This is a genomic window from Herpetosiphon sp. (assembly GCF_003512625.1).
GTDB classification, from domain to species: domain Bacteria; phylum Chloroflexota; class Chloroflexia; order Chloroflexales; family Herpetosiphonaceae; genus Herpetosiphon; species Herpetosiphon aurantiacus.
Genome location: NZ_DOPT01000104.1, coordinates 2,175 through 26,510, shown reverse-complemented (window position 1 = coordinate 26,510; position 24,336 = coordinate 2,175). Strand labels below are relative to the sequence as shown.

The 24,336-nt window shown below is 50.5% G+C and carries 6 protein-coding genes; 5 read left to right on the top strand and 1 reads right to left on the bottom strand.

From position 1 onward, the window contains the following. Positions 1–19: 19 nt before the first annotated feature. Positions 20–769 carry a rhomboid family intramembrane serine protease gene (locus tag DEF47_RS23785; RefSeq protein ID WP_012189954.1) on the bottom strand — a complete coding sequence of 250 codons (750 nt, stop codon included), beginning with the start codon at positions 767–769 and terminating at the stop codon, positions 20–22. A 1,212-nt stretch (positions 770–1,981) separates the two neighbouring features. Between DEF47_RS23785 and DEF47_RS23780 the strand changes: the two genes are divergently transcribed. The 5 genes from DEF47_RS23780 to DEF47_RS23760 form a co-directional block, all read left to right on the top strand. Next, positions 1,982–7,801: a type I polyketide synthase gene (locus DEF47_RS23780; protein ID WP_012189955.1), complete on the top strand. Its 5,820-nt coding sequence runs from the start codon at positions 1,982–1,984 to the stop codon at positions 7,799–7,801. 16 nt (positions 7,802–7,817) lie between these two features. Next, entirely contained in the window at positions 7,818–12,527 is a 4,710-nt protein-coding gene (locus DEF47_RS23775; RefSeq protein WP_012189956.1) for a non-ribosomal peptide synthetase, read from the top strand. 65 nt (positions 12,528–12,592) lie between these two features. Next, positions 12,593–18,043, top strand: a complete 5,451-nt coding sequence (locus DEF47_RS23770; protein ID WP_041304469.1) for an SDR family NAD(P)-dependent oxidoreductase — start codon at positions 12,593–12,595, stop codon at positions 18,041–18,043. Between the two features lie 187 nt (positions 18,044–18,230). After that, complete coding sequence (locus DEF47_RS23765) at positions 18,231–21,614, top strand: non-ribosomal peptide synthetase (RefSeq protein WP_012189958.1); 3,384 nt, start codon at positions 18,231–18,233, stop codon at positions 21,612–21,614. A 17-nt stretch (positions 21,615–21,631) separates the two neighbouring features. Then, a partial coding sequence (locus DEF47_RS23760) for a type I polyketide synthase (protein WP_287045369.1) occupies positions 21,632–24,336 on the top strand: 2,705 nt, incomplete at its 3' end.

Here is a 24,336-nt window from a genome sequence, read left to right as displayed (position 1 = left end):
GTTTTGGGATTATTTATGACTATTCAGGTTTATTAGCGTTAACTCGTCGCACGATCTGCATAATCAAGGTGCTGATGACTCCTGCGCCCAGCGAGGCCAAACCAGCTTTGCGGGCAGAACCTTTTGATTGCAACAGCCCCGATAACATCTGCGAGCAAAGCACACCCAAAGCAGTTGCAGCCAAGACATCTTGTTGCGAGCGGAAGGTCAAGCGCTGGCGATCGGTTGCCAGCGAAGCCAAAAAGACCCCCAACAAACAGTAGGAAGAACCAGACATATTCGTCAGCACAGCATCGTCGTCAGCTTGGGGCGCGGTCACCAGCAGTGGCACAAAAATACCCAGCCGTACTGCTGAAAAGGCGAGACTAAACGATTGGAAGCGGGTGGTTGCTGTGCCCAAAATGCTGACGGCAGCACCTTCACGAAGGGCCGCAGCGAAGCTCGGGTGAACCAAACTATAGCTGAGAATTCGCCAAACTTGGCCTGCGTTAAGCTGCGATTTTTGAAACGCACCCCAGCCTGCTTTGGTCTCGGCTTTGCTTGAGTTGGCATTCATCAACGCACTCAGGCCACTCAGCCCATACAGCACCGCCACCTTGACCAAACTATCGGTAACTGGCACCAACAATGCACCAACTGGCAGCAAATCGGCAGCGTCAGTTGATTCTAGGGCGCTATCGTCAACGGTTGCATGTTCGCTGAGGGCAAAAAGTTGTTTGGTGGCCTGCAAACCCAACCCAATCATGCTTAATCGATCAAATATGTTCATGCTGTTGTTGCTACTCCTCAATCGATTGGCTAGCTAAATCAACTAACGTCATCAAATTGCTGATCTGCCAGTGGCAAAACCAAAGGACAGGATTTGGGATCACAACCCAAGCTGGGGCAAAAATGTTGTTTTGTGATGCAGCTTTGGCGAATCGTGGCGATTGCACATCAGTCTATAGACCGATAAATCAATCGATAACTGATTAAATCGTACAATGTAAAGCTTAATTGATCAGCAACTACTTGGAAGATGTTTTATGATCGATTTTAGGATGACTTCTGGCAAATAGTCGCAAAATTAATGAGTCTTAGGGCTGATTTATGTTGCTGGCGATACATCAACAAATTAAGCTTAAATTTAACGAATCTTCGCACACAGCGTGGATAATAACCTAAGAAAATAAATTATGCAAGAACCCCAAATCTACTGCATATACATGCTCAATCAAATCACAAGCATGCCTAGATATATTTTAATCTGCCTTGACAATGTTAATGAAGTCTAACTATAATAGGCGCGTTGTAAGTCAATTGTGCTAAAAATCGTTGGTCGAGCTAGGCTTGTGTTAATCTCTTAACCTCAAGTTAACTCGACTTAACAAATAAAATAGTACATTTTAGGGCTTCACAATCAGCTCATTATAAATAGCAAACTCTCCTGTTTAATCAAGGTAAATCCTCTTATTTCATCCTACACCTTTACCAAGATAACAGATACTCAGGCTTTTTATTTAACGATGTAAATGTATATAGCTACAGCTAAATTTAGATAGTTTGCACAATAAGTCGTGGAAACTTTTTTGGATAGTTTGTATAATATACATTTACTCGAATAGCTTTACAGCATTAGATTATTGATCAGCATGAAACTTCAATATCATACCGATCAATACAGTTTTATAAATCTAGATTGTTCTAAATTAATTATTTAGAATTTACATCGAGTAAATTTATTCAATTTTACTTAATTATAACATCATTAAGCTATTTATTACCATAAAACCTGAATCTTATTCTAATATAAATTACTTATTTAATAGATAAGATTCAGATCGTCTTAGGTACATTAATTCTGATACTTCTAGCAAGTAGCGGAAGTTTAACAGTTCAATACATATAAAGACCGATTTCAATCTGATGTAACTTCCAGTATATAGATGCTCACAACTTCGATTAAACCTTATCGCACAATGCTACATTACAGAGGATGACTATGAACAACCTACCATCTGGAACGGATAGCATCAAGCCTGAAACAATCGAAACAACCGCAGAAATATTAACTGAGTGGTTAGTAAATCACTTTTGTACCTATTTAAACGTTTCCTCGAATGAAATTGATGTGCGCTTGCCTTTTGCGCACTATCAAATCGATTCAATCCAAGCGCTTAGTTTAATCAGTAAGCTTGAGCAGTTTCTGGGGCGTTCGCTCTCACCAACATTGCTTTGGGATTATCCAAGCATTGCAACGTTGGTTCCAGCGCTGATCGGTACTGAACAGCCTGAAGTCGCAACCGTGGCTGATTCCGACCAAAATGCTGATGCAATTGCCATTATCGGTATGAGTTGTCGCTTTCCTGGTGCTCGCAATTTGGCCGAATACTGGAATTTACTGATTAATGGTCGCGATGCAATTACCGAAATTCCTGCCGAGCGCTGGAATTTAGAGGCCGTGTATAACCCCGATCGCAGTGTGCCCGGCACGATGTACACCCGTTGGGGTGGCTTTGTTGATCAGCCTGATTATTTCGATGCAGGCTTTTTTGGCATCTCGCCCCGCGAAGCCATTCACCTTGATCCGCAACAGCGCATGTTGTTGGAATGCACATGGGAAGCCTTCGAAGATGCTGGTCAATCGCCGCAAGCATTGGCTGGCAGCAAAACTGGGGTCTTTATTGCTTCAGTCAGCGAAGATTATGGCCGAATTTTATTCAGCCACCCCGAAATTATCGATGCCTACACTGGCCCAGGTACAGCCCACAGCATTTTGGCCAATCGGCTTTCGTATGTGCTGAATTTGCAAGGCCCAAGTATCAACATCAACACAGCTTGCTCGGGATCACTCGTCGCAATTCATATGGCCTGCCAAGCATTGCAAACGGGCGAAGCCGATCTGGTGGTTGCTGGCGGGGTCAATGCCAGCTTGTTGCCTGATGGCAATCTATTTTTCTCCAAAGCTGGAGCTTTATCGCCCGATGGCCGCTGCAAAACCTTCGATGCTCGCGCCAATGGAATTGTGCGTAGCGACGGCGCAGGCATTGTAATTCTCAAGCCTTTGCAAAAAGCCTTGGCCGATGGCAACCCAATTTATGCAGTCATTCGTGGCAGCGCCGTCAATAGCGATGGCCGTACCAACGGGATTATGGCACCCAACCGTCAATCGCAAGAGGTTGTGCTGCAAGAAGCCTATCGTCGTGCTGGAGTTAACCCCGCAGCAGTGCAATACATTGAAGCTCATGGCACGGGCACAAGCCTTGGCGATGTGATTGAGGCCCAAGCGCTTGGCGCAGTTTTGGCAGTCGGACGCTCAGCCCAACAACCCTGTGCGATTGGCTCGGTCAAAACCAATATCGGACACAGTGAATCTGCGGCGGGGATTGCCGGGGTGATTAAGGTCGCCCTGGCAATGAAGCATCAGCTCTTGCCTGCAAGTTTACACTTTGAAACCCCCAATCCCATGATTCCCTTTGAAGAACTCCGCTTGCAGGTTCAAGCCCAACGTGGGCCATGGCCCAATGCTAGTGGCTCGCTCTTGGCAGGGGTTAGTGGCTTTGGTTTTGGGGGTACAAATGCCCACGTGGTGCTCGAATCGGCTCCCATTCGCGAAACCCAAAGCCCAAGCAGCAACGATGCTTGGCCATTGTTATTGCCATTATCAGCCCAAAGCGAGCCAGCTTTACGGCAACTTGCAGCCCGTTATGCCAGCCAGATTGCCGCCGCCAGCCCCAGCGAAGTTGCCAATATTTGCTATAGCGCTAGCGTTGGGCGCAGCCAGCTTGATCATCGCATTGCCGTATATGCAGCCAGCCCAGCTTTGCTAAGCGAACAGCTCAACGATTTCGCCGAAGGCCGCTCCGCCACTGGTTTGATCACCCAAGATCGTTCACAAGCTCACAAATTGGTTTGGGTATTTTCGGGGCAAGGATCGCATTGGGTTGGCATGGGTCGCGGTCTGCTGGCCCAACAACCAATCTTCCGCCAAACCCTCGAAGCCTGCGATCAAGCTTTTCGTAACTACGCTAGTTGGTCGTTGATCGAGGCCTTGCGCGATGATCAAGCTGCTGAGCAGATCAACCAAACTGATCGTGCTCAACCGCTGATTTTTGCCTTGCAAGTCAGTCTCGCAGCGCTTTGGCGATCATGGGGCATTACCCCAGCGGCGATTGTTGGGCATAGTTTGGGCGAGGTCGCTGCGGCCTATGTTAGCGGCGTGCTGACGCTCGATGAAGCGGTGCAAGTGGTTTATCATCGCAGCCGTTTGATGAAGCAGGTTGCGGGCAAAGGCAAAACTGCCGCCGTCGAATTGACCTTCGAACAAGCCCGCTTGCTGTTGGTTGGCCGCGAACAACAGGTAGCAATTGCTGGCATCAATAGCCCAACCTCGTGTATTTTGGCGGGCGATCCGAGCACGTTAGAGCAATTAGTTGCCTCGTTGCAGCATAACGATGTGTTTGCTCGCTTGGTGCGCGGGGTTGATATTGCCTTTCATAGCCCACAGATGAAGCCACTAGTTCCTGAATTAAACGCCGCTTTGGCCCAGCTCAAACCACAAGCACCTATAATTCCCTTGGTTTCAACCGTGACTGGCACATTTGCCGAGCAAGCACTCTACAGCGAGGGCTATTGGGGTCGTAATCTGCGTGAACCATTCTTGTTTGCCAACGCGATCAAAAATTTGCTCGACAAGGGCTACGACACATTTTTGGAAGTCAGCCCACACCCGGTTTTGGGCGAATCGATGTTGCGCAGCATCCAACATTTCAAGCAGTCAGCCCAAGTGTTTAGCTCGTTACGCCGCGATCAAGCTGAATTGGATTTACTGTTTGAGACGCTTGGGCGCTTATTTGTGGCTGGTTATAGCCCCGATTGGCAGCAAGTTTATCCCGAGCCACGCCAGCGCAGCACCTTGCCCAGCTATCCTTGGCAACGTGAACGCTACTGGTTCGATCAGCTTTTGCCAGCAAGCAGCAATCAAACGTCGGCCCGTGGTGGGTTTGTGCCAGCGCTCTTAGCGGGCAACCTTCAGGCTACCACCAGCGCTCAACACCCGTTACTGGGTCTTTCGATCGCTTCAGCAGTCAATCAAAGTCAGTTTTGGCAAACCAATTTAGCCGCCAACTATCCGGCTTATTTGGCCGACCATGTGGTGCAAGAACAGGTGTTGTTGCCTGGCGCGGCCTATGTTGAGATGATCGTTTCCGCCCTGCGGAGTCGAGGGCAACACCATGTCACAATCAATAACTTGGTGTTCAAACAGCCATTGATCTTGCCAAACCAAGGCCAACGCACCGTCCAACTGGTGTGCAACGCTGATGATAATGGCGTTAATCTCCAAATTTTGAGCCAAGCCGCCGAGCCAGATAGCCCTTGGGAATTGCATGCAACCGCCAATGCGCTTGATAATGCCACACCTGTAAATCATTCAGCCTATCTTGCCCTCGACGAATTGCAAGCCCGCTGTACCGAAAGCATCGCAGTGAGTGAACATTATGCTCGCATGCAAGCAGTACAATTGGTGTATGGCCCAGCGTTTCAATCGCTCAGCCAAATTTGGCGCGGCGAGGCTGAGGCCTTGGCCCAATTGCAATTAGCACCAGCAATCGGCCAACTTGCCCAGCACGATCAGCTGCATCCGGCCTTGCTTGATGCCACTTTCCAGCTCGTTGCGGTGATGCTTGCCCAACACACCAACGATCAAACCTACTTGCCAATTGCGCTTGAGCGCTTGAATGTGCTTGATCGAATTCCCGCCGAAGCTTGGTGTCATGCGGCGTTGCGCTCGGCTCCTGCTGATGAAACCCTGATGTATGAAGCAGATTTGGTGATTGCTGATGCCCAAGGGCGAGTTGTGGTAGAAATCGCTGGCTTGAAGTTATTCCAAGTGGCTGCCGCGCGGAATGCCAACCAACCCCAACAAGCGTTGTATGACTATCGCTGGCAACCGATCGAAATCCAAACTATTGAGCATCCCGCTGAACGTTGGCTAATTTTGGCCAATACCCACGATCAATTCGCCAAACAGTTGAGCAACAGCTTGGCAGCCCATGGCCAGCAGGTCGATTGCCTCGAACAATCAATCGAAGCCAATGGCTTAGGCGATTGGCTCAAAACCCAGTTACAAGCCAATTATCAACAAATCGTTTGTTTATGGCCACTGGCCGCTAGCAATGATCACGCGCCAGTCACAAGCGCAACCCAGCAAAGCTTGGCAATGTTAACCCTGCTGCAAACACTCAGCGATTCAGGCAGCGCCACGCCACGCTTGTGGTGTGTCACGCGCGGAGCACAGGCCGTGCTCGATCACGAAGTTATTAATCTGGCACAAGCACCGCTTTGGGGAATGGTGCGCAGCGCCGCCTTAGAACACCCCGAACTAGCGCCAAGCTTGATCGACCTTGCACCAATGGCTGAAAGCAACGAAGCAAGCCAACTGGCCAAGACACTGTTGCAACGCGCCAACGAGCATCAACAGGCCTTGCGCAATCAACAGCAGTTGGTAGCTCGCTTGCAACAACGCCCAATCACCAAGTCAACCACGCTCAAGTTGAGCAATCAAGCGGCCTATCTGATTACTGGTGGTAGCGGTGGTTTGGGCTTGGAGATTGCCCATTGGATGCTGGCCAAGGGTGCGAGCAACTTGATTATTCTTGGTCGCCGACCTTTGCAACCAAGCCATAACGCTGTATCCGAGCAGCAATCGCAACTTGTGAATGCACTCAGCCAACTCGAACAAGCTGGGGCGAACCTGCGGTATGCCGCAATCAACGTAGCCGATCAGGCGGCCTTGGCCGAATTTTTGCAGCAATATCGCGCCGAAACTGGCCTTGCCATTCGTGGGATTGTGCATGCTGCGGGTGTGCTTGATGATCAAATGCTCTATCGCATGCAGCCAAGTGCCCTGACCAGCGTTTTTGCGCCCAAAGTTGCTGGCGCATGGGCCTTGCACGAAGTTTTCAGCCAAGAACCACTTGATTTTATGATCTTCTGTTCATCGCTGGCGGCCAGCATTGGCTCGGTTGGCCAAGCGCATTATGCCGCCGCCAACAGCTTTATGGATAGCCTGGCAGCCTATCGTCGCAGCCAAGGCTTGGTTGGGCTAAGCATTAATTGGGGGCCATGGGCCGAGGTGGGAATGGCCGCCAAACTTAATCCACAACTTTTTGAAGCCCATGGCGTGCAACTACTGCAACCCCAACAAGCCTTAGTTGCAATGGAGCAGCTGATCAACGATCAAGCAATTCAGACGACGATTGCTGAGATCGATTGGGCAACGTGGCTCAAAAATAATCAGGTTGTCGCAACCCTACCCTTCTTTGCGGCACTTGCGCCGTCAACCACCATTGCTCAAACAGCCAGCAATTTAACCCAAGAGCATGAATTTCGCCAACGGGTTTTACAGACCCAGCCCAGCGAACGTCAAGCGTTGATAACTCAACAACTCAAACAATTGATTGCCAAGGTTATGCAGCTTGATCCATCAAAACTGGACAGCCAACTAGCACTCCATACCCTCGGCCTCGACTCGATTATGGCAATTGAACTCAAAACCAGTATTAGCCAAAATCTTGGCGTAACCTTGTCGGTTGCCTATCTGATTCAGGGTCCCAGCATTGATGAAATTGTTGCCAATGTCAATCAACAACTATCCCTAGAACTATCATCGGAGATGTTTGCATCGCCTGAAACCCGCGATGATGCGCTTCAGGTGCTACTTGAACAAGTACAGCAAAGCGATCACGACCAGATCGCTCAAATACTTGCTGAATTAGAACAACTCTCCACTGATGAGGCTAAATCTCGTCTGGTTGGGTGAGGTATGGAGATTTCACATGACTGATTTTGCTGCAAAAATTGCTGCATTACCACCAGAAAAACAAGCGCTGTTGATTCGCCGACTGCAACAAGCAGCCAACGAGCCACCAGCCTTGGTTGCCCAACCACGGACAACCAATACGCTGCCGTTATCGTTTGCCCAAGAGCGCCAATGGGTGTTGTATCAGTGGGACCCAACCAGCCCGCTGTATAACATCGTTTATGGGGTGCGCTACCGTGGCAAGCTTGATATTGCCGCCTTGCAAGCAGGCTTCAACACCATTGCCCAGCGCCATGAGGTGTTGCGCACGACCTTTTTGCTGGTTGATACAGTGCCCCATCAGCAGATCCATGCTGAGCTTAAGCCAGGGTTTAGCGTGGTCGATTTACGCGATCTGGCCGAAACTGAGCGCGATACCGCCATCCAAGCGCAGATTCAAGCCGAAACCCAGCTGCCGTTTGATTTGCAAACTGGGCCATTATTGCGCGTGCTGTTGCTGCACATCCGCGATCACGAATATATCAAATTGGTCAGTGTGCATCATAGTGTTTTTGACGGCTGGTCAGCTGGAGTGATCATCTCCGAATTGAATCATTTGCTGAATGCGGCCTATGCTGGCGAGCCAAGCAGCTTGCCAGCCTTGCCAATTCAATACGCCGATTATGCGGTTTGGCAACGCAATTGGCTACAAGGTAAGGTGTTGGAGCAGCAACTGCAATATTGGAAAGAACAACTCGCTGGCGAATTGCCAATTCTGCAATTACCGACTGATCGGCCTTATCCACCAGTTGAATCGTCGCGTGGCGCACATTATCGGGTGCAATTGAGTGCCGATTTGGTTGAACGATTGGTCAATTGGAGTCGCAGCGAGGGCTATACACTCAACATTATTTTGCTCACCATCTGGAAAACCCTGCTCTTTCGTTACACCAACCAAACCGATTTGCTGGTCGGCATGCCGATCGCCAATCGCCATTACAACGATTTGCAAGCCTTAATCGGCTATTTCGTCAATACCTTGGTGATTCGCACCAAAGCCGCTGGCGACCTCAGTTTCCGCAGCTTTTTGGATCAAGTGCGAGCGGCGAATTTGGCAGCGCAAGAGCATCAAGATTTGCCATTTGAGCAATTGGTCGAGGCTTTGCAGCCTGATCGTAATTTGGCACATACGCCAATTTTTCAAAGCTTGTTTGTGTTTCAGCGCGATACGGTCAATAGTTTTCAAATGCCTGAGCTTTCGGTTGAGCCATTGCCAATTGAAACTGGTACGGCCAAGTTTGCCCTTAGCCTTGAAGCCGTCTCGCTTGATCAGCAAATCAAGCTCAATTTCGAGTATAAAACTGATCTGTTTGATCCAGCGACGATTGAACGCTTGGCCCAACATTACCAAAATTTACTCGAAGCAGTGCTTGCTTCGCCCGATTTGGAGCTTTCGCGCTTACCCATGTTGGGCAAGGCTGAGCTAGCCCAATTGTTGCCAACGCCAACAGCGCTCGAAGCAAACTTGTTGCCCTTGCACCAACGCTTTGAGCAGCAGGTGCAGGCCAATCCGCAAGCGATTGCGGTACGCTTTGAGCAAAGCCAACTAAGCTACGCCGAGCTAAATAGCCGCGCCAACCAACTGGCCCATCAACTCAAAACGCTCGACGTTGGCCCAGATACCTTGGTTGGGCTATGTGTTGAGCCATCGCTCGATACAATCATTGGAATTTTGGCAATTCTCAAGGCTGGCGGCGCATATCTGCCGATCGATCCTGCACATCCTCAAGAGCGAATTGTTTGGTTGTTGGCTGATGCCAAGGTTGGCTTGGTGGTTACCCAAGCTCGTTGTGTCAACAAATTACCCCAAGCTGGGTTGCAATTGATTGTGCTTGATGCCGTCGATTCAGCGCTGAGCAATCAGCCAACCAGTAATCTGCCAGCTAGCGCCCAGCTCGATGACTTGGCCTATATGATTTACACCTCAGGCTCGACTGGCACGCCCAAAGGTGCATTGATCACCCATCGCAACGTGGCGCGACTGTTTAGTTCAACCGAAGCATGGTTCAACTTCAACAACCACGATGTCTGGAGTTTGTTCCATTCGTTCGCCTTCGATTTCTCAGTTTGGGAAATTTGGGGAGCCTTGCTGTATGGTGGTCGCGTGGTCGTCGTGCCATTTATGACCACCCGCAACCCCGCTGGCTTCTATCAATTGCTGGTTGATGAAGGCGTGACGGTGCTCAACCAAACGCCCTCGGCCTTCCGCCAATTGATCATCAGCGATGCTGAACATGACTTGCCATCGCGCCTAGCCTTGCGTTATGTCATCTTCGGTGGCGAAGCACTGAACGTTGGGGCATTGCAACCATGGTTCGAGCGCCATGGCGATCTACGCCCGCAGTTAGTCAATATGTATGGCATTACTGAAACCACCGTCCATGTGACCTACCGACCGCTGAGCATGCACGATGTTGAAAATCCCCAAAGCAGCCCGATTGGCACGGCAATTCCCGATTTGGATCTGTATGTGCTTGATGATCATTGTTTGCCAGTGCCATTGGGAATTACTGGCGAACTATATGTGGGCGGCGCGGGCTTGGCTCGCGGCTATTGGAATCGACCCGAACTAACCAACGAGCGCTTTATCAAGCATCCCTTTGCTGAAACAGGCCGCCTCTATAAAACTGGCGATTTAGTGCGGCGCTTGGCTAATAATGAGATCGAATATCTGGGGCGGCGTGACAACCAAGTCAAAATTCGCGGCTTCCGAATTGAGCTAGGCGAAATTCAGGCCACCCTGATGAGCCACCCCGCGATCACCGATGCGATTGTGGCGGTCAATACAATCTCAGCCGATGATCAGCGCTTGGTGGCCTATTTGGTAACCCAGCCTAATCAAGTGCCACGCTTTAGCCAATTGCGCACATTTCTCAAGCAACGCCTGCCAGAATATATGGTGCCAACCTCATTCATTATGCTTGAGCGTATTCCGCTGACTGCCAACGGCAAAATCGATTATCGCGCTTTGCCCAGCCAACAACAGACCAAACAACTTGAGCGCAGCCAACCGATCGCGGCTCCAACCAGTGTTACCGAGCAATCGTTGATCGCGATTTGGAGCAATTTGCTGGGAGTAACCCAAGTTGGCATTCAGGATAATTTCTTTGATTTGGGTGGGCACTCATTGTTGGCAACCCAAGTTATTTCACGGGTGCGCGAGGTGTTTAATGTTAGCCTCAACTTGCGCGATTTCTTCCTCAACCCAACCATCAAGGGCTTAGCCAGCGTTATCGAGCAGGCCAACCAAAAACCAGAGCAAACGCCAATTATCGCGATTCACAAAGCTGATCCGCAGGCACGTTTGCCACTTTCCTATGCCCAACAGCGCATTTGGTTCTTGGCTCAAATCGATCCAACCAGCAGTTTTTATACTGTCCCTGTGGCCTTAGAAATTACTGGCCCCTTGCAAGTTGCCGCTTTAGAACGCACCTTGAGCGAGATTGTGCAGCGCCATCATGGCTTGCGCACCCTGTTTGTGAGCCACGAAGGCCAAACGCTTCAGCAAGTCCAAGCAGCTCAGCCAATTCAATTGCCAATTCATGATCTCAGTGATTTAGCTGAGGCAGCCCAAGAAACAGCGATCAACCAATTATTGGAGCAGGAGATTAATCAACCCTTCCAGCTTGATCGCGATCAACTGTTGCGCGGGCGCTTGCTCAAACTAGCTCCAACCAAGCATGTGCTCGGCCTAAGCATTCATCATATTGCCTTTGATGATTGGTCGCAGGGCATTTTGTTTGATGAAATGACCAAGCTCTACCAGGCCTTTGCCAACAATCAAGCCTCGCCATTGCCCGAGCTAGCTTTGCAATACCCTGATTTTGCCGCTTGGCAACGTCAATGGTTGCAAGGCGAAGTTTTACAAAACCAATTGAATTACTGGAAACAGCAATTGAGTGGCAAATTACCATTGCTCGAAATGCCGCTGGATTACCCACGGCCTAGCGTACAAAGTTTCAATGGCGCACACGAAATGCTGAGCATCGAGCCAGAACTGTATCGCAAACTTAATCAATTGGCGCGAGATAACGAAGCAACCATGTTTATGTTGCTGATGGCAGCATGGGCGATTTTGCTCAATCGTTATAGCAATCAAACTGATATTGTTATCGGCACGCCAATCGCCAACCGCAACCGCCAAGAGCTAGAGGGCATCATCGGGTTCTTTGCGAATACCCTGGCCATTCGCGCCGATTTAACTGGCGATCCAACGCTTCAACAAGTGGTGCAACGGATTCGCGAAACCGCCCTAAATGGCTATAGCCACCAAGATTTACCGTTCGATTTGTTGGTCAGCGAGCTTTTGCCTGAACGACAAGCCAATCGCTCACCAATTTTCCAAGCTATGTTGGTGCTGCAAAACGCCTCACAGAGCAGCAACCTCGATTTGGCCGAGGTGCAGATTGCGCCGCGCAGCGTTGAAACCAACTCGGCTAAGTTTGAGCTAAGTTTGGTGCTCTACGACAACGGCTCAAGCATCGACGCTTGGATTGAATACAACACCGACCTGTTTAAACCCACCACGATTGGCCGCATGGTCGAGCAGTTACAACAATTGCTCACCAGCATGACCACCGATCCACAACAACGCATCAGCCAAGTTTCGTTGGTCAGTTCGGCAGAAAAAGAACGGCTACTCGGCGGCTGGTCGCAAGGAAGCGACGACGACTACGATTTGTTCTAGATCTACGTCGATCAAGGGCTGGTTCAGGCCGACCCTTGGTTACGTGTGCAAAGGGTGAAATGGAAATGGATTTTCAGAGTATCCAGCGACGTTTTGCAACTGCTGTTGAACAACGATCGAGCCAGGCGGCGCTGCGTTATCACGACCAAGTAGTTTCGTATCACGAGCTGGCTGAGCATGCCCAACGCATTGCCAGCGGCCTAGCCAATCAGCAGGTTGGGGTCAATACCAATGTCGCAATTCAGCTAACCAACCCAATAGATGTTTGTAGCACCATTTTGGCCACATTGCTGTTGGGTGCACGCTATGCTTTGCTTAGCCCTAATTTAGCCAAGCTTCGGCTGCAACAGGTCTTGGCCCGCCAACAATTTGTGCTGGTTGGCTCAGCCGCTAGCAACAATTTAGCTGCTAACTATATCGAATTTGAGCAACTTGCTAATAGCGAATTAGCGGAAATCACTCCTCATTCAGCAACTGCCGAAAGCTTGATCGGCTTGAGTTTGGCCTCGAATCCGAGTGGGTTGATTGAAGCAGGCCAACTCAGCCAAACCAATCTGCTGAGTTTTATCGATTTTAATCTGAGCAAAGCCAAAGTTAGTTTCCAACAAAGCCTGTGGCTCGGCGAGGAATTCAACGATTTTAGCGCCTTTGCGAGTTTGGCAACCCTTGCTAGTGGCGGCACGCTGCGATTTAGCACACTTGAAACGCTCGATCACGATCTTGATGAACAAGCGCAAACCTTGATGCTGACGCTTGCAACGTTGGGCCAACTGTTCGCGCAACAGTCAGCATTGCCCAAAGTGCGCCATATTTTGAGTAGCGGCGAAGGCTTGCTCGATGGCGAAGCGCTCAAACAACAACTCAAACAGCAACAAACCGCTTGGCACAACTACTATGGGTTCCCAGCCTTTCAATTGCTGACGGTGGTTGGAGCCAACACTCAAACCCAAACAGCAAGCCAAATTCATAGCGGCAAGCCGGTACCACATACCCAAGCTTTGATTCTTGACCAACACAAACAACTCGCGCCAATCGGCTTAACTGGTGAGTTATATGTGGCTGGAGCAGGGGTTTTTGCAGGCTTTGAGCAGGCTCAATTGAATGCCGAGCGTTTTATCGCCAGCCCATTTGCTGCCGACACTCAACTCTACCAAACGCGCTATCTGGCCCGTTGGCAAGATGATGGGCGGCTGAGCATCAGCGGTAGCCTTGATTCAACGATCGAACTGGCTGCCACCCCAATCTTGCTCCAAGAAGTAGAACGTCTGCTCGAACAGCATCCGGCAATTGTTGAATGTTGTATCGTGCGGCGCATAACCCTGAGCAACACCGAGCAATTAACGGGCTTTGTGGTCGCCAAACAGCGCGTTGAGCCAAGCGAGATCCTGAATTACCTTGAAGATCAGCTTGACTGCCAACTCGCAAACCTCGGCTTGATTCAGGTTGATCAGCTACCGCGCACCGCCGATGGTCAGCTTGATCGTCAACAATTGGCCCAAACTAACCTGCTCGATAACCGCCAAATTGCCGATTTGCAGGCTCAACTGCAACAAGCAGCTAATGGCGCAGAGCTAGCGGTGGTCGCTCAGCCGATCTTGCCAGTTTCAAGCCCGCTGCACATCGACGATCTTGTGCCAATGGTCGAAACTAGCAATTTTGGTACATCGCAACGCACGATCAGCGAGCAACCAGTTGAAATGTTGTCAACTCAGGCCAAGCCAGCGTTGGCAGTTGGCCCACCGTTGATCAAGGCGGAACAAGCGCCGTTGACCTTAGCTGAGGCCTTAGTGCTCGCCGCCAAACACTACCCTGAACATGGCATTAGCTATATCGAAGCCGATGGCAAAGCGTTGTTTCAATCGTATGCCGCGCTATTGGCCGATGCTGAGGCGGTTTTGGCTGGTTTACGGGCGGCAGGTTTGAAGCATGGCCAACATGTTGTGCTGCAATTTGCCCATAACGAGCCATTTGTGGTGGCATTTTGGGCTTGTATGCTTGGTGGTTTTACGGCGGTTCCCTTGGCCTTGCCCAACAGCAGCGATCCCAATAACCCCGCGGTGAGCAAGCTCTATAACACGTGGCAAACCTTGGAGCAACCACTGATCGTTAGTGAACAAGCCAGCTTCAGCCTGCTTCAGCGCATTTTTAATGGCTTGGGCGTGGTAAAACCAGCGATTCAGATCACCGAACAGTTGCGCCAACATCAGCCTGATCAGCAGCATCAGCACCTCGCGCCGCAGGATTCGGCCTTGTTGTTGTTTACATCGGGCAGCACTGGCCTTCCCAAAGGGGTCGAATTAAGCCATCACAATATTATTAGCCGCTCCAAGGCTAGCGCTCAACACAATCGTTTTGATCATAATGATGTTTCATTAAATTGGATGCCGCTTGATCATGTTGGTGGGATTGTGATGTTCCACGTTCACGATGTGTGCTTGGGCTGCCGCCAAATTCAGGCCAAAACCGACTATATTCTGGAAGATCCAGTGCGTTGGCTAGATTTGCTTGAGCAGTATCGCGCCACAATTACTTGGTCTCCTAACTTTGCCTATGCCTTAATCAACGATCAGCACGAACGGGTCAATAGTCGCCGCCGCAATCTTAGCTCGTTGCGTTTTATTTTGAATGGTGGCGAGGGCATCAATAAACAAACTGCCTTGAATTTTCTTGGTTTGTTGCAAGCCCATGGCCTGCCCGCAACGGCTATGCACCCCGCTTATGGCATGTCCGAAACCTCATCGGGCATCAGCTCATCCGATCAACTGGTGCTTGGGGCAACCACAGGCTTTCACGAACTCGACCAAGCCTCATTAACCGGGGTGATTCAGCCAGCCAGCGCCGATAGCATTGGTGTAGCATTCGTCGAAGTTGGCGCACCATTGCCGGGGGTTTCACTACGAATTGTCAACACCAACAATCAATTGCTCAGCGAAGATCTGATTGGCCGTTTGCAAATTCAAGGCCCGACGATCACCGCTGGCTACTACCGCAACCCTGAGCTTAACCGCGAAGTCTTTACCGACGATGGTTGGTTTACGACTGGCGATTTGGCTTTTTTGCACCAAGGGCGTTTGACAATTGCTGGCCGTGAAAAAGATGTAATCATCATCAATGGCATCAATTATCACAACCACGAAATCGAAGCCTTGGTTGAAACAATCGAAGGCGTGGAAGTTTCCTACACGGCGGCTTGTAGCGTGCCAAGCAAACATACAGGCGGCACGGAGTCGCTGGTCATTTTTTACGTTTCAAAATCGGCTGAATTTGATCAACAGCTAGCCCAAATTAACCAGATTCGCGAAGTTGTCGTGCAAAAAATTGGCATCAACCCCAGCTATGTGCTGCCAGTTGCTAAGAGCGATATTCCCAAAACAGCAATTGGCAAGATTCAGCGTTCGCAATTGAGCCAGCGCTTTATCAATGGCGAATTTAGCAGCATCACCAAGCCAATCGATTTAGCCCTAGCCAACCAGCAAACCTTGCCACGCTGGTTCTTTAGCAAGCAATGGCAACCTGTCAGCAAGCGCCATAATTCGGCCTTGCTCAAGCCAAGCTATGCAATTTTCAGCGACGATACCACGCTAGCGCGTGAGTTGATTGATGTGCTTGAACAGCACCATCGCGATTGGGTCTTGATCAGCGCTGGCGAAACATTCAGCCAGCAGGGTCAACACTACACGATTAATTTGCACGATCCTGAGCATTACCATCAGATCGCTGCCACTCTTGCAGCCACCAATATTCACGATTATGTTCACTTGTATAGCTGTGATCTACCAAGCGAGATTGAGCACGTTGGCGATTTGGCCGCCGCCCAATATCGTGGAACCTATAGTCTTTTGTTCCTGACCCAAGCCTTGGCCAAGCAAAAGCTCAGTCAAGCCAGCTTAACCGTGGTTTCACAACGCAGTCATGCGATTAACCAAAGCGATCAGGTGATTTATGCGGCGGCTCCAATTCATGGTTTGCTCAAAACCATGCCCTTAGAAATTGATTGGCTCAGCTGCCAGCATGTTGACCTTGATGCAGCAAGTGCAACCACCAACAGCCAACAAATTTACTATGAACTAGCCCAACCGAAGCCCAGCGCCGAGGTGGCCTATCGGGCAGGTCAACGACTCGTTCCACAGTTAGTTGAAGCCGAAATGGCCCAATCAAGCCCAGTCGAATCGCCGCTGGTCAAAGGTGGCCTGTATTTGGTGACTGGCGGCTTAGGCGGCATTGGCAGCCAATTTGCTCGCTGGTTGCTGCAAAACTACAATGCTCGTTTGCTGATCACAGGCTCAACTGAATTGCCATTGGGCAGCGATTGGGCCAAGCATTTGGGCACCGATAGCAGCCTGAGCAAACGCTTACGTGCTTATAAAGATCTAATCGATATTAGCAACGATGTGCATTACCAAGCGGTGGATATCACCGATTCAGCTCAATTGGCTCGCTTAATTAATGATGCAGAACAGCGCTGGAATCAACCATTGGCCGGAGTTTTCCACTTTGCTGGGGCTGGCAATTTGGCTTATCACTGGACAGTGATGGATCATCACTGGATTACCAACGAAAGCCTCGCCACCTTTGAAATGATGTTCGCGCCCAAAGTCTATGGCACGTGGGCCTTGCAACGAGCCTTGAGCCAGCGCCCAGAACTGCCAATTGTGGCAATGTCGTCGATTAATAGCTTTTTTGGCGGAGCAACATTTAGTGCCTACTCGGCAGCCAATAGTTTTCTCGATAGCTTTATGCTGCATCAACGCCAAACCTCGCATCCCAAAGCGCTCTGTTTAAATTGGACGCAATGGGACAATATTGGGATGAGTCTCAATAATCCGCAGCAAATTCGCAGCCTTTCTGCCGAGCGCGGCTACAACGTAATTGGTTTGCAACAGGGTTTGCAATCGCTCTTGGCGGGCATCAGCCAAAACCAATATCCACTGTTAATGATTGGCTTAAATGCTGATAGCCCAGCGCTGCGCCAACATCTGGCAGTCAGCCAGCCCTTGCAACAACGCATCAATCTTTATACAACCCATCAGCATGGCCCGCTCAGCCACGATCGCTATCGCCAACTTGCCAATAGCTATTTTGGCTCGGCCACGCTTGAATGGTATCGCGTTGCAGAATTGCCACGCACCAGTAGCGGCGCAATCGATCTGGCTGCTTTAGGCCAACTCGATGCCACCAACCAACAAACCGCGCTCGATCAACCAACCAATATCATCGAAGAACAGTTGGTCAGCATTTGGCAAGAGATTCTCGGCAAGCCCAAGATCGGCATTCACGACAACTTTTTTGCCTTGGGCGGCCATTCGCTGCTGGCAACCCAGCTTGTTTCACGTTTGCGCGACGGCTTTAACCTTGAAGTACGGTTGTATCAACTCTTCGCCGCGCCAACCATCGCCGAACTTGCCAACTGCATCGCCGAGCTGCAACTTGAACAAATCGATTCAGCCGAGATGGATGCACTCTTAGCCGAGCTTGAGGGATTATCAGAAGCCGAACTTGAAGCAGGATTAGGGTAAAGCCCTCACCCCCGACTTACAAGGGTAGGTGTTAAGTTCCCTCACCCCCAACCCCTCTCCCACTGCGGCGGGCGAGGAGAGATCCAATAGATCATGCTAGAGGGTTCCCACTCGCCTCGCGGGCGGGAGAGGAGGCTAGGGGGTGAGGGAATACATAGGTAGTTTTGTGTGTAGTTGAGGTTTGATTGTGAGCGATTATTCTGAGCGTTTAGCGGCACTTTCGCCAGCCAAACGGGCCTTACTTTTGCAAAAAATTCAAGACAAAGCCAATAAAGCCGCCCAACAGATTCAGCCAAGGCTTGATCAAAACAGCTATCCGTTGTCGTTTGCTCAACAACGGCTCTGGCTGATCGAGCAACTTCAGCCCAACGCGGCTTTATACAACATTTCAATTCCAATTCTGATTCGCGGCGTTTACCCTGAATTGCCGAGCATTTTGACCCAGTGTTTGACCACGATTTTCCAACGCCATGAGCCATTACGTGCCAGTTTCAGCATGGTCGATGGCCTTCCCCAGCAATCAATTATGGCCTTGGAAAGCGTCGAATTACCGATTGTTGATCTACGTGAATTAACCCCAAGCGAGCGTGAAGCCGCCGTACATCAATTTATGCAAGCTGAAACTGAACGCCCGTTTGATTTGCGTCATGATCAACTGTTTCGGGCCAATTTGCTACGCATCAGTCCCGACGAGCATCTTTTATTGCTAATCATTCATCACATTGCCTTTGATGCGTGGTCAGTCAAGATCTTTATCCAAGAATTTGAGGCGATTTTTACGGCCTTGGAAAATCAACAGCCGTTGCCGCAATTCGAGCCATTGGCCTTGCAATATGCCGATTTTGCTGCTTGGCAACGCGAATGGTTGCAAGGTGCAACTCTCAATCAACAACTCAGCTATTGGAAAAACCAGCTTGCTGGTGAATTGCCAGTGCTGGCCTTGCCAACCGATCGCCCACGCCCAGCCATTCAAACCTTCAAAGGCGGTCGCCATACCTTTTGGATCAGCACCGAACTAACCAATCAACTCAATCAGCTCAGCCAACAGCACCAAGCAACTCTATTTATGCTGTTGCTCGGCGCATGGGTCAGCTTACTCCATCGCTACAGCGGCCAAAACGACATCATTGTTGGTTCACCGATCGCCAACCGCAATCGGCGTGAGCTAGAAGATCTGATCGGCTTTTTCGTCAATACCTTGGTGCTGCGAGTCAAATGTGCTGATGATCCAAGCTTCCTCGATTTGCTGGAGCATGTGCGTGCAGTAGCGCTGGGAGCCTACGCCCACCAAGACTTGCCGTTTGAAATGTTGGTCGATGCCCTGCAACCAACTCGCGATCTGAGCCGTTCAGCGCTCTTTCAGGTGTTGTTTGTGCTGCAAAATGTTTCGATCGGCGGTCAGCATTCAGCCTTCGATATTTTGGAAGATGTGGCTAGCCCTTCAAAATTCGATCTCACACTGTCGATGTTTGAGTTTGAGCAGGGTTTACGCGCAACAATTGAATACAATGTTGATCTGTTTGATGCCAGCACGATCGACCGCATGAGTCAACATTATGTCACATTGCTCAGCAGCATCAATCAACAACCGCAAACCAAACTTTCACAATTGGCAATGCTCACGGCGGCTGAGCAAACCCAAATCATCAAAACTTGGAACAACACCAGCCAAACCTACCCTGAGCAGCTTACATTTGCCCAACTATTTGAGGCTCAAGTTGCCAAAACACCTGAAGCAACTGCCCTGATTGGCGAAGATCAGGTGCTCAGCTATCACGAACTTAATCGCCGTGCCAATCAATTGGCCTATCGGTTGCAAGCCCAAGGTGTTGGCCCCGAAAGCTTGGTTGGCATCTGTTGCGATCGCTCAATTGCGATGGTGGTTGCGTTATTGGCCACGCTCAAATCCGGCGGCGCGTATATCCCGCTTGATCCAGCTTACCCCAACGAGCGTTTGGCTTGGATGCTCAACGATTCGCAAGCAGCACTAGTTTTGACCCAAAGCCATTTGCTTGAAAAAGTACAACAACTCAAGCAGGCTGATTTAACCGTGCTTGATCTGGCGAAGATTTGCGATGGCAATGAGCCAAGCCAAAATCTTGTCAGTGCTGTTCAGCCCGCCAACTTAGCCTATATCGTCTATACCTCTGGCTCAACTGGCCAGCCCAAAGGCGTGATGGCTAGCCAGCAAGGCTTAACCAACTTGGTAACAGCCCAAATTGCCGGCTTTGGGGTAACCTCAGCAAGTCGGGTGTTGCAATTTGCTTCGTTCAGTTTCGATGCGGCGATCTCCGAGATTGGCATGGCGTTGGCTTCAGGCGCAAGTTTGGTGCTCATGCCAGCAGGTGGCCTAGCCGCCGGAACCGATGTGCTAGCATTGATTCGCCAACACAACATTACGGTAGCGACCTTGCCACCATCATTATTAGCAGTGCTTTCAGCGGATCAAGCTCCCAGTTTGACCACAGTAATTGCTGCTGGCGAGGCTTCGAGCAATGAGGTTGTGCAACGCTGGGCAGTTGAGCGCAATTTAATCAACGCCTATGGGCCAAGTGAAACCACAGTTTGCGCGAGCCTGACTCGGCTTGAGCCAAATCTGGCAGGTACGCCACCGATTGGCCGACCACTAGCCAATTTACAAGTCTATTTGCTCGATCAACAGCAGCAGATCGTGCCCGTTGGCGTGATTGGCGAAATCTATGTTGGCGGGGTTGGTGTAGCCCGTGGCTATCTGAAACGGCCCGCTCTGACCGCCGAGCGCTTTATTCCCAACCAATTTAGCTCAACTCCAGGCCAACGTTTGTATCGCACTGGCGATTTAGGCCGCTATCGGGTTGATGGCCAAATTGAATTTGTTGGGCGGATCGATCAGCAGATCAAATTACGCGGCCATCGGATCGAGCTAGGCGAAATTAGTAGCCTGCTGAATGCTCACCCAGCAGTCGAGCAAAGTGTGGTGTTGGTGCACGATCACGCTAGCAGCACGGCGCGGCTGATTGCCTATGTTGTGGCAAATAGCACCAGCAGCAATGCTCTCAGCGAATTGCAAATCGCCGCAGGAACCAGCCAAGCACCAGCAAGCTACGATTTAGCGGCAGATTTACAAGCCTATGCCAAGCAAAAACTGCCAGCATTTGCCGTGCCTAGTGCCTTCGTGGTGTTGCCAAGCATGCCACTAACGCCCAACGGCAAGATCGATCAGCGCAAATTGGCCGAGCACACCCCCAACCCAAATCCAGCTACGAGTGTTGATGTTGTACCCCAAACCAACCTTGAACAAACCTTGACCACACTTTGGCAAGAAGTATTAAATGTGCCAACCCTAAGCACCCAAGCCAATTTCTTCGACCTTGGCGGCAATTCGCTGGCAATGGTGCAGGTGCATAGCCGCTTGCAAGAGCTTTTGGGGCGCGAGTTGGTGCTTTTAGATTTATTCAAATACCCAACCATTCAAAGTTTAGCGGTTTACTTGAACAGCGAGCAATCAACTCAAGCGTCAACCTTTGTTGATCGCGACAATCGAGCGCAGCAACAGCGCCAAGCTATGCAACGTCAACGTCGCCGCCGCTAGCAGAGAGGAATATATCGATGAGTTATGATGAAACCGATGGCAATTTTGATATTGCTGTGGTAGGTTTGGCGGGGCGCTGGGCTGGCGCTCCCGATATTGATCACTTTTGGCAGCAGCTTTGTGCTGGAGCCGAGGGCATTAGCTTTTTTGATGACGAGCAATTGCTAGCCGCAGGCGTAACGCCTGAGCAACTAGCCCATCCACGCTATGTCAAAGCTGGCTCGGTGCTCGAAGGGGTCGAGCTATTCGATGCAGCCTTTTTTGGCTATTCGCCACGCGAGGCCGAATTGCTCGATCCGCAGCAGCGGATTTTTCTGGAATGTGCTTGGCAAGCCTTGGAACATGCAGGCTACAACGCCTCAACCTATCCCGGCTTAATCGGCGTATTTGCTGGTTCAAGCCTCAATACCTACTTGCTGCGTAACCTAGCCAGCCAACAAGGCCGAGGCACAATTCCCGATCTGTTTCAACTGATTATGGGCAACGACAAAGACTTTTTGCCCACTCGAGTCAGCTATAAGTTGAATTTGCGCGGGCCAAGTTTTAGCGTGCAAAGTGCCTGCTCAACCTCATTGGTCGCAACCCATTTGGCCTGCCAAAGCCTGTTGGGCTATCAATGCGATATCGCGCTGGCTGGCGGAATTTCGATCACCGTGCCGCAACATCAAGGCTATCTGGCCCAAGAAGGCGGCATTCTCGCCCCAGACGGCCATTGCCGCACATTCGATGCCCAAGCCCAAGGCACACTCAACGGCAACGGTGCAGGTATCGTGGTTTTGAAACGGCTCGACGATGCCTTGGCTGATGGCGATTCGATCTATGCGGTAATCAAAGGCTCAGCCGTCAACAACGATGGTGCGCTCAAAATTGGCTACACGGCACCGAGCATTGATGGGCAGGCCGCTGTGATTCAGGCCGCTCAAGCGGTGGCTGATGTTGATCCAGTAACGATTTCCTATATCGAAGCCCATGGAACGGCCACTGCCCTCGGCGATCCAATCGAAGTTGCCGCTTTAACCAAGGCCTTCCGTCAACAAACTGATAAAACGCAGTTTTGTATGCTTGGCTCGGTCAAATCCAATTTTGGGCATCTTGATACTGCGGCGGGCGTAACCAGCTTGATTAAAACCGTGCTGGCCCTGCATCACAATAGAATTCCCGCCAGCTTGCATTTTCAAACCCCCAATCCGCAACTTGAGCTAGAAAGCTCACCATTTTATGTCAACACTAAATTAAGTGATTGGCCAAGCGATCAGCCAATTCGGCGGGCGGGGGTCAGTTCATTTGGGATTGGCGGCACGAATGCGCATATTGTGCTCGAAGAAGCGCCCATGCTCGAACCAACCGAGGAAACTGACGCTTGGCACATGCTGGTGATTTCGGGGCGTAATCGGGCTACCTTGAATGCGGCCACCAAAAATCTGGCCGAGCACCTTGAGGCTAATCCCCAATTGGCCTTGGCTGATGTTGCCTACACCTTACAAGTTGGCCGCCAAGCCTTTAATCATCGGCGGGTGTTGCTGTGCCGTTCGCTGGATGAAGCCAGCCAAATTTTGCGCCAACGCGATAAGCGCATGATCAGCGGCCAAGTCAGCGCGGCTACGCCTGCGGTGGTGTTTATGTTTCCGGGCGGCGGCGTACAATATCCCAGCATGGGCCAAGAACTCTATCAAACTCAGCCGATCTTCCGTGCGGCGGTTGAACGCTGTTTGGCCATGCTTAAACCTGAAATCAGCGCCAATCTACGCCAGTTGGTCTATAGCGAAAACGCCAAAGTTCATGAGCAACAATTGGCGACAATGCTCTACAGTTTGTTGGCAATTTTCATCAGTGAGTATGCGCTTGCTCAATTATGGCTGGCATGGGGCATTCAGCCTGTCGCCTTGATTGGCCATAGTTTGGGTGAATATACCGCGGCCCATTTGGCTGGCTCGATCTCACTTGAGGCGGCTTTGCGCTTAGTTGAGCTACGTGGCCGCTTGATGGATCAGCTTGAAGATGGCGCGATGATCAACATTGCCCTTGCTGAAGCTGAGGTTTTGCCGTTGCTCGGCGAACAACTTTCGCTAGCGGCAGTCAATGGGCCTGAACATTCGGTCGTGGCTGGCTCGATTGCAGCAATTCAAGCCCTTGAGTTTGAGCTAGAACAGCGGGCGATCAAATATCGACGCTTGCCAATTCGCGTGGCAGCCCATTCCAGTTTGCTCAAGCCAATTGTGGCCGAATTTGCGACATTTGCCCAGACGATCAGCATGCAACCAGCCACAATTCCCTATATTTCCAATGTAACTGGCGGTTGGATGAGCCATGAACAATGGTCAAACCCGAACTATTGGACTGAGCATTTACAATCGACCGTGCGATTTAGCGCTGGGATGAGCCAACTTTTGCAAAATCCAGCTCATCTATTTCTCGAAGTTGGGCCTGGCCAAACGCTCACAACCTTAACTCGCGCTCAAGCCAACTTTGGAGCCGAACGGGTGGTAGCGCAGTCGATGCGCCATCCCCAAGATCAACAAACTGACACCCAATGTTTGTTGACTGCGGTCGGGCGGTTATGGCTGGCTGGCGTGGCGATCGATTGGGCCAAACTAAGCGCCAGCAAGCGTCGCCGCGTGGCCCTACCAACTTATCCCTTCGAACGCAAACGCTACTGGGTTGAGCAATTTATCAATAATGAAACCCAAGGCCCGACCTTGCTCGAAGCGGCGCAAGGTGGTTA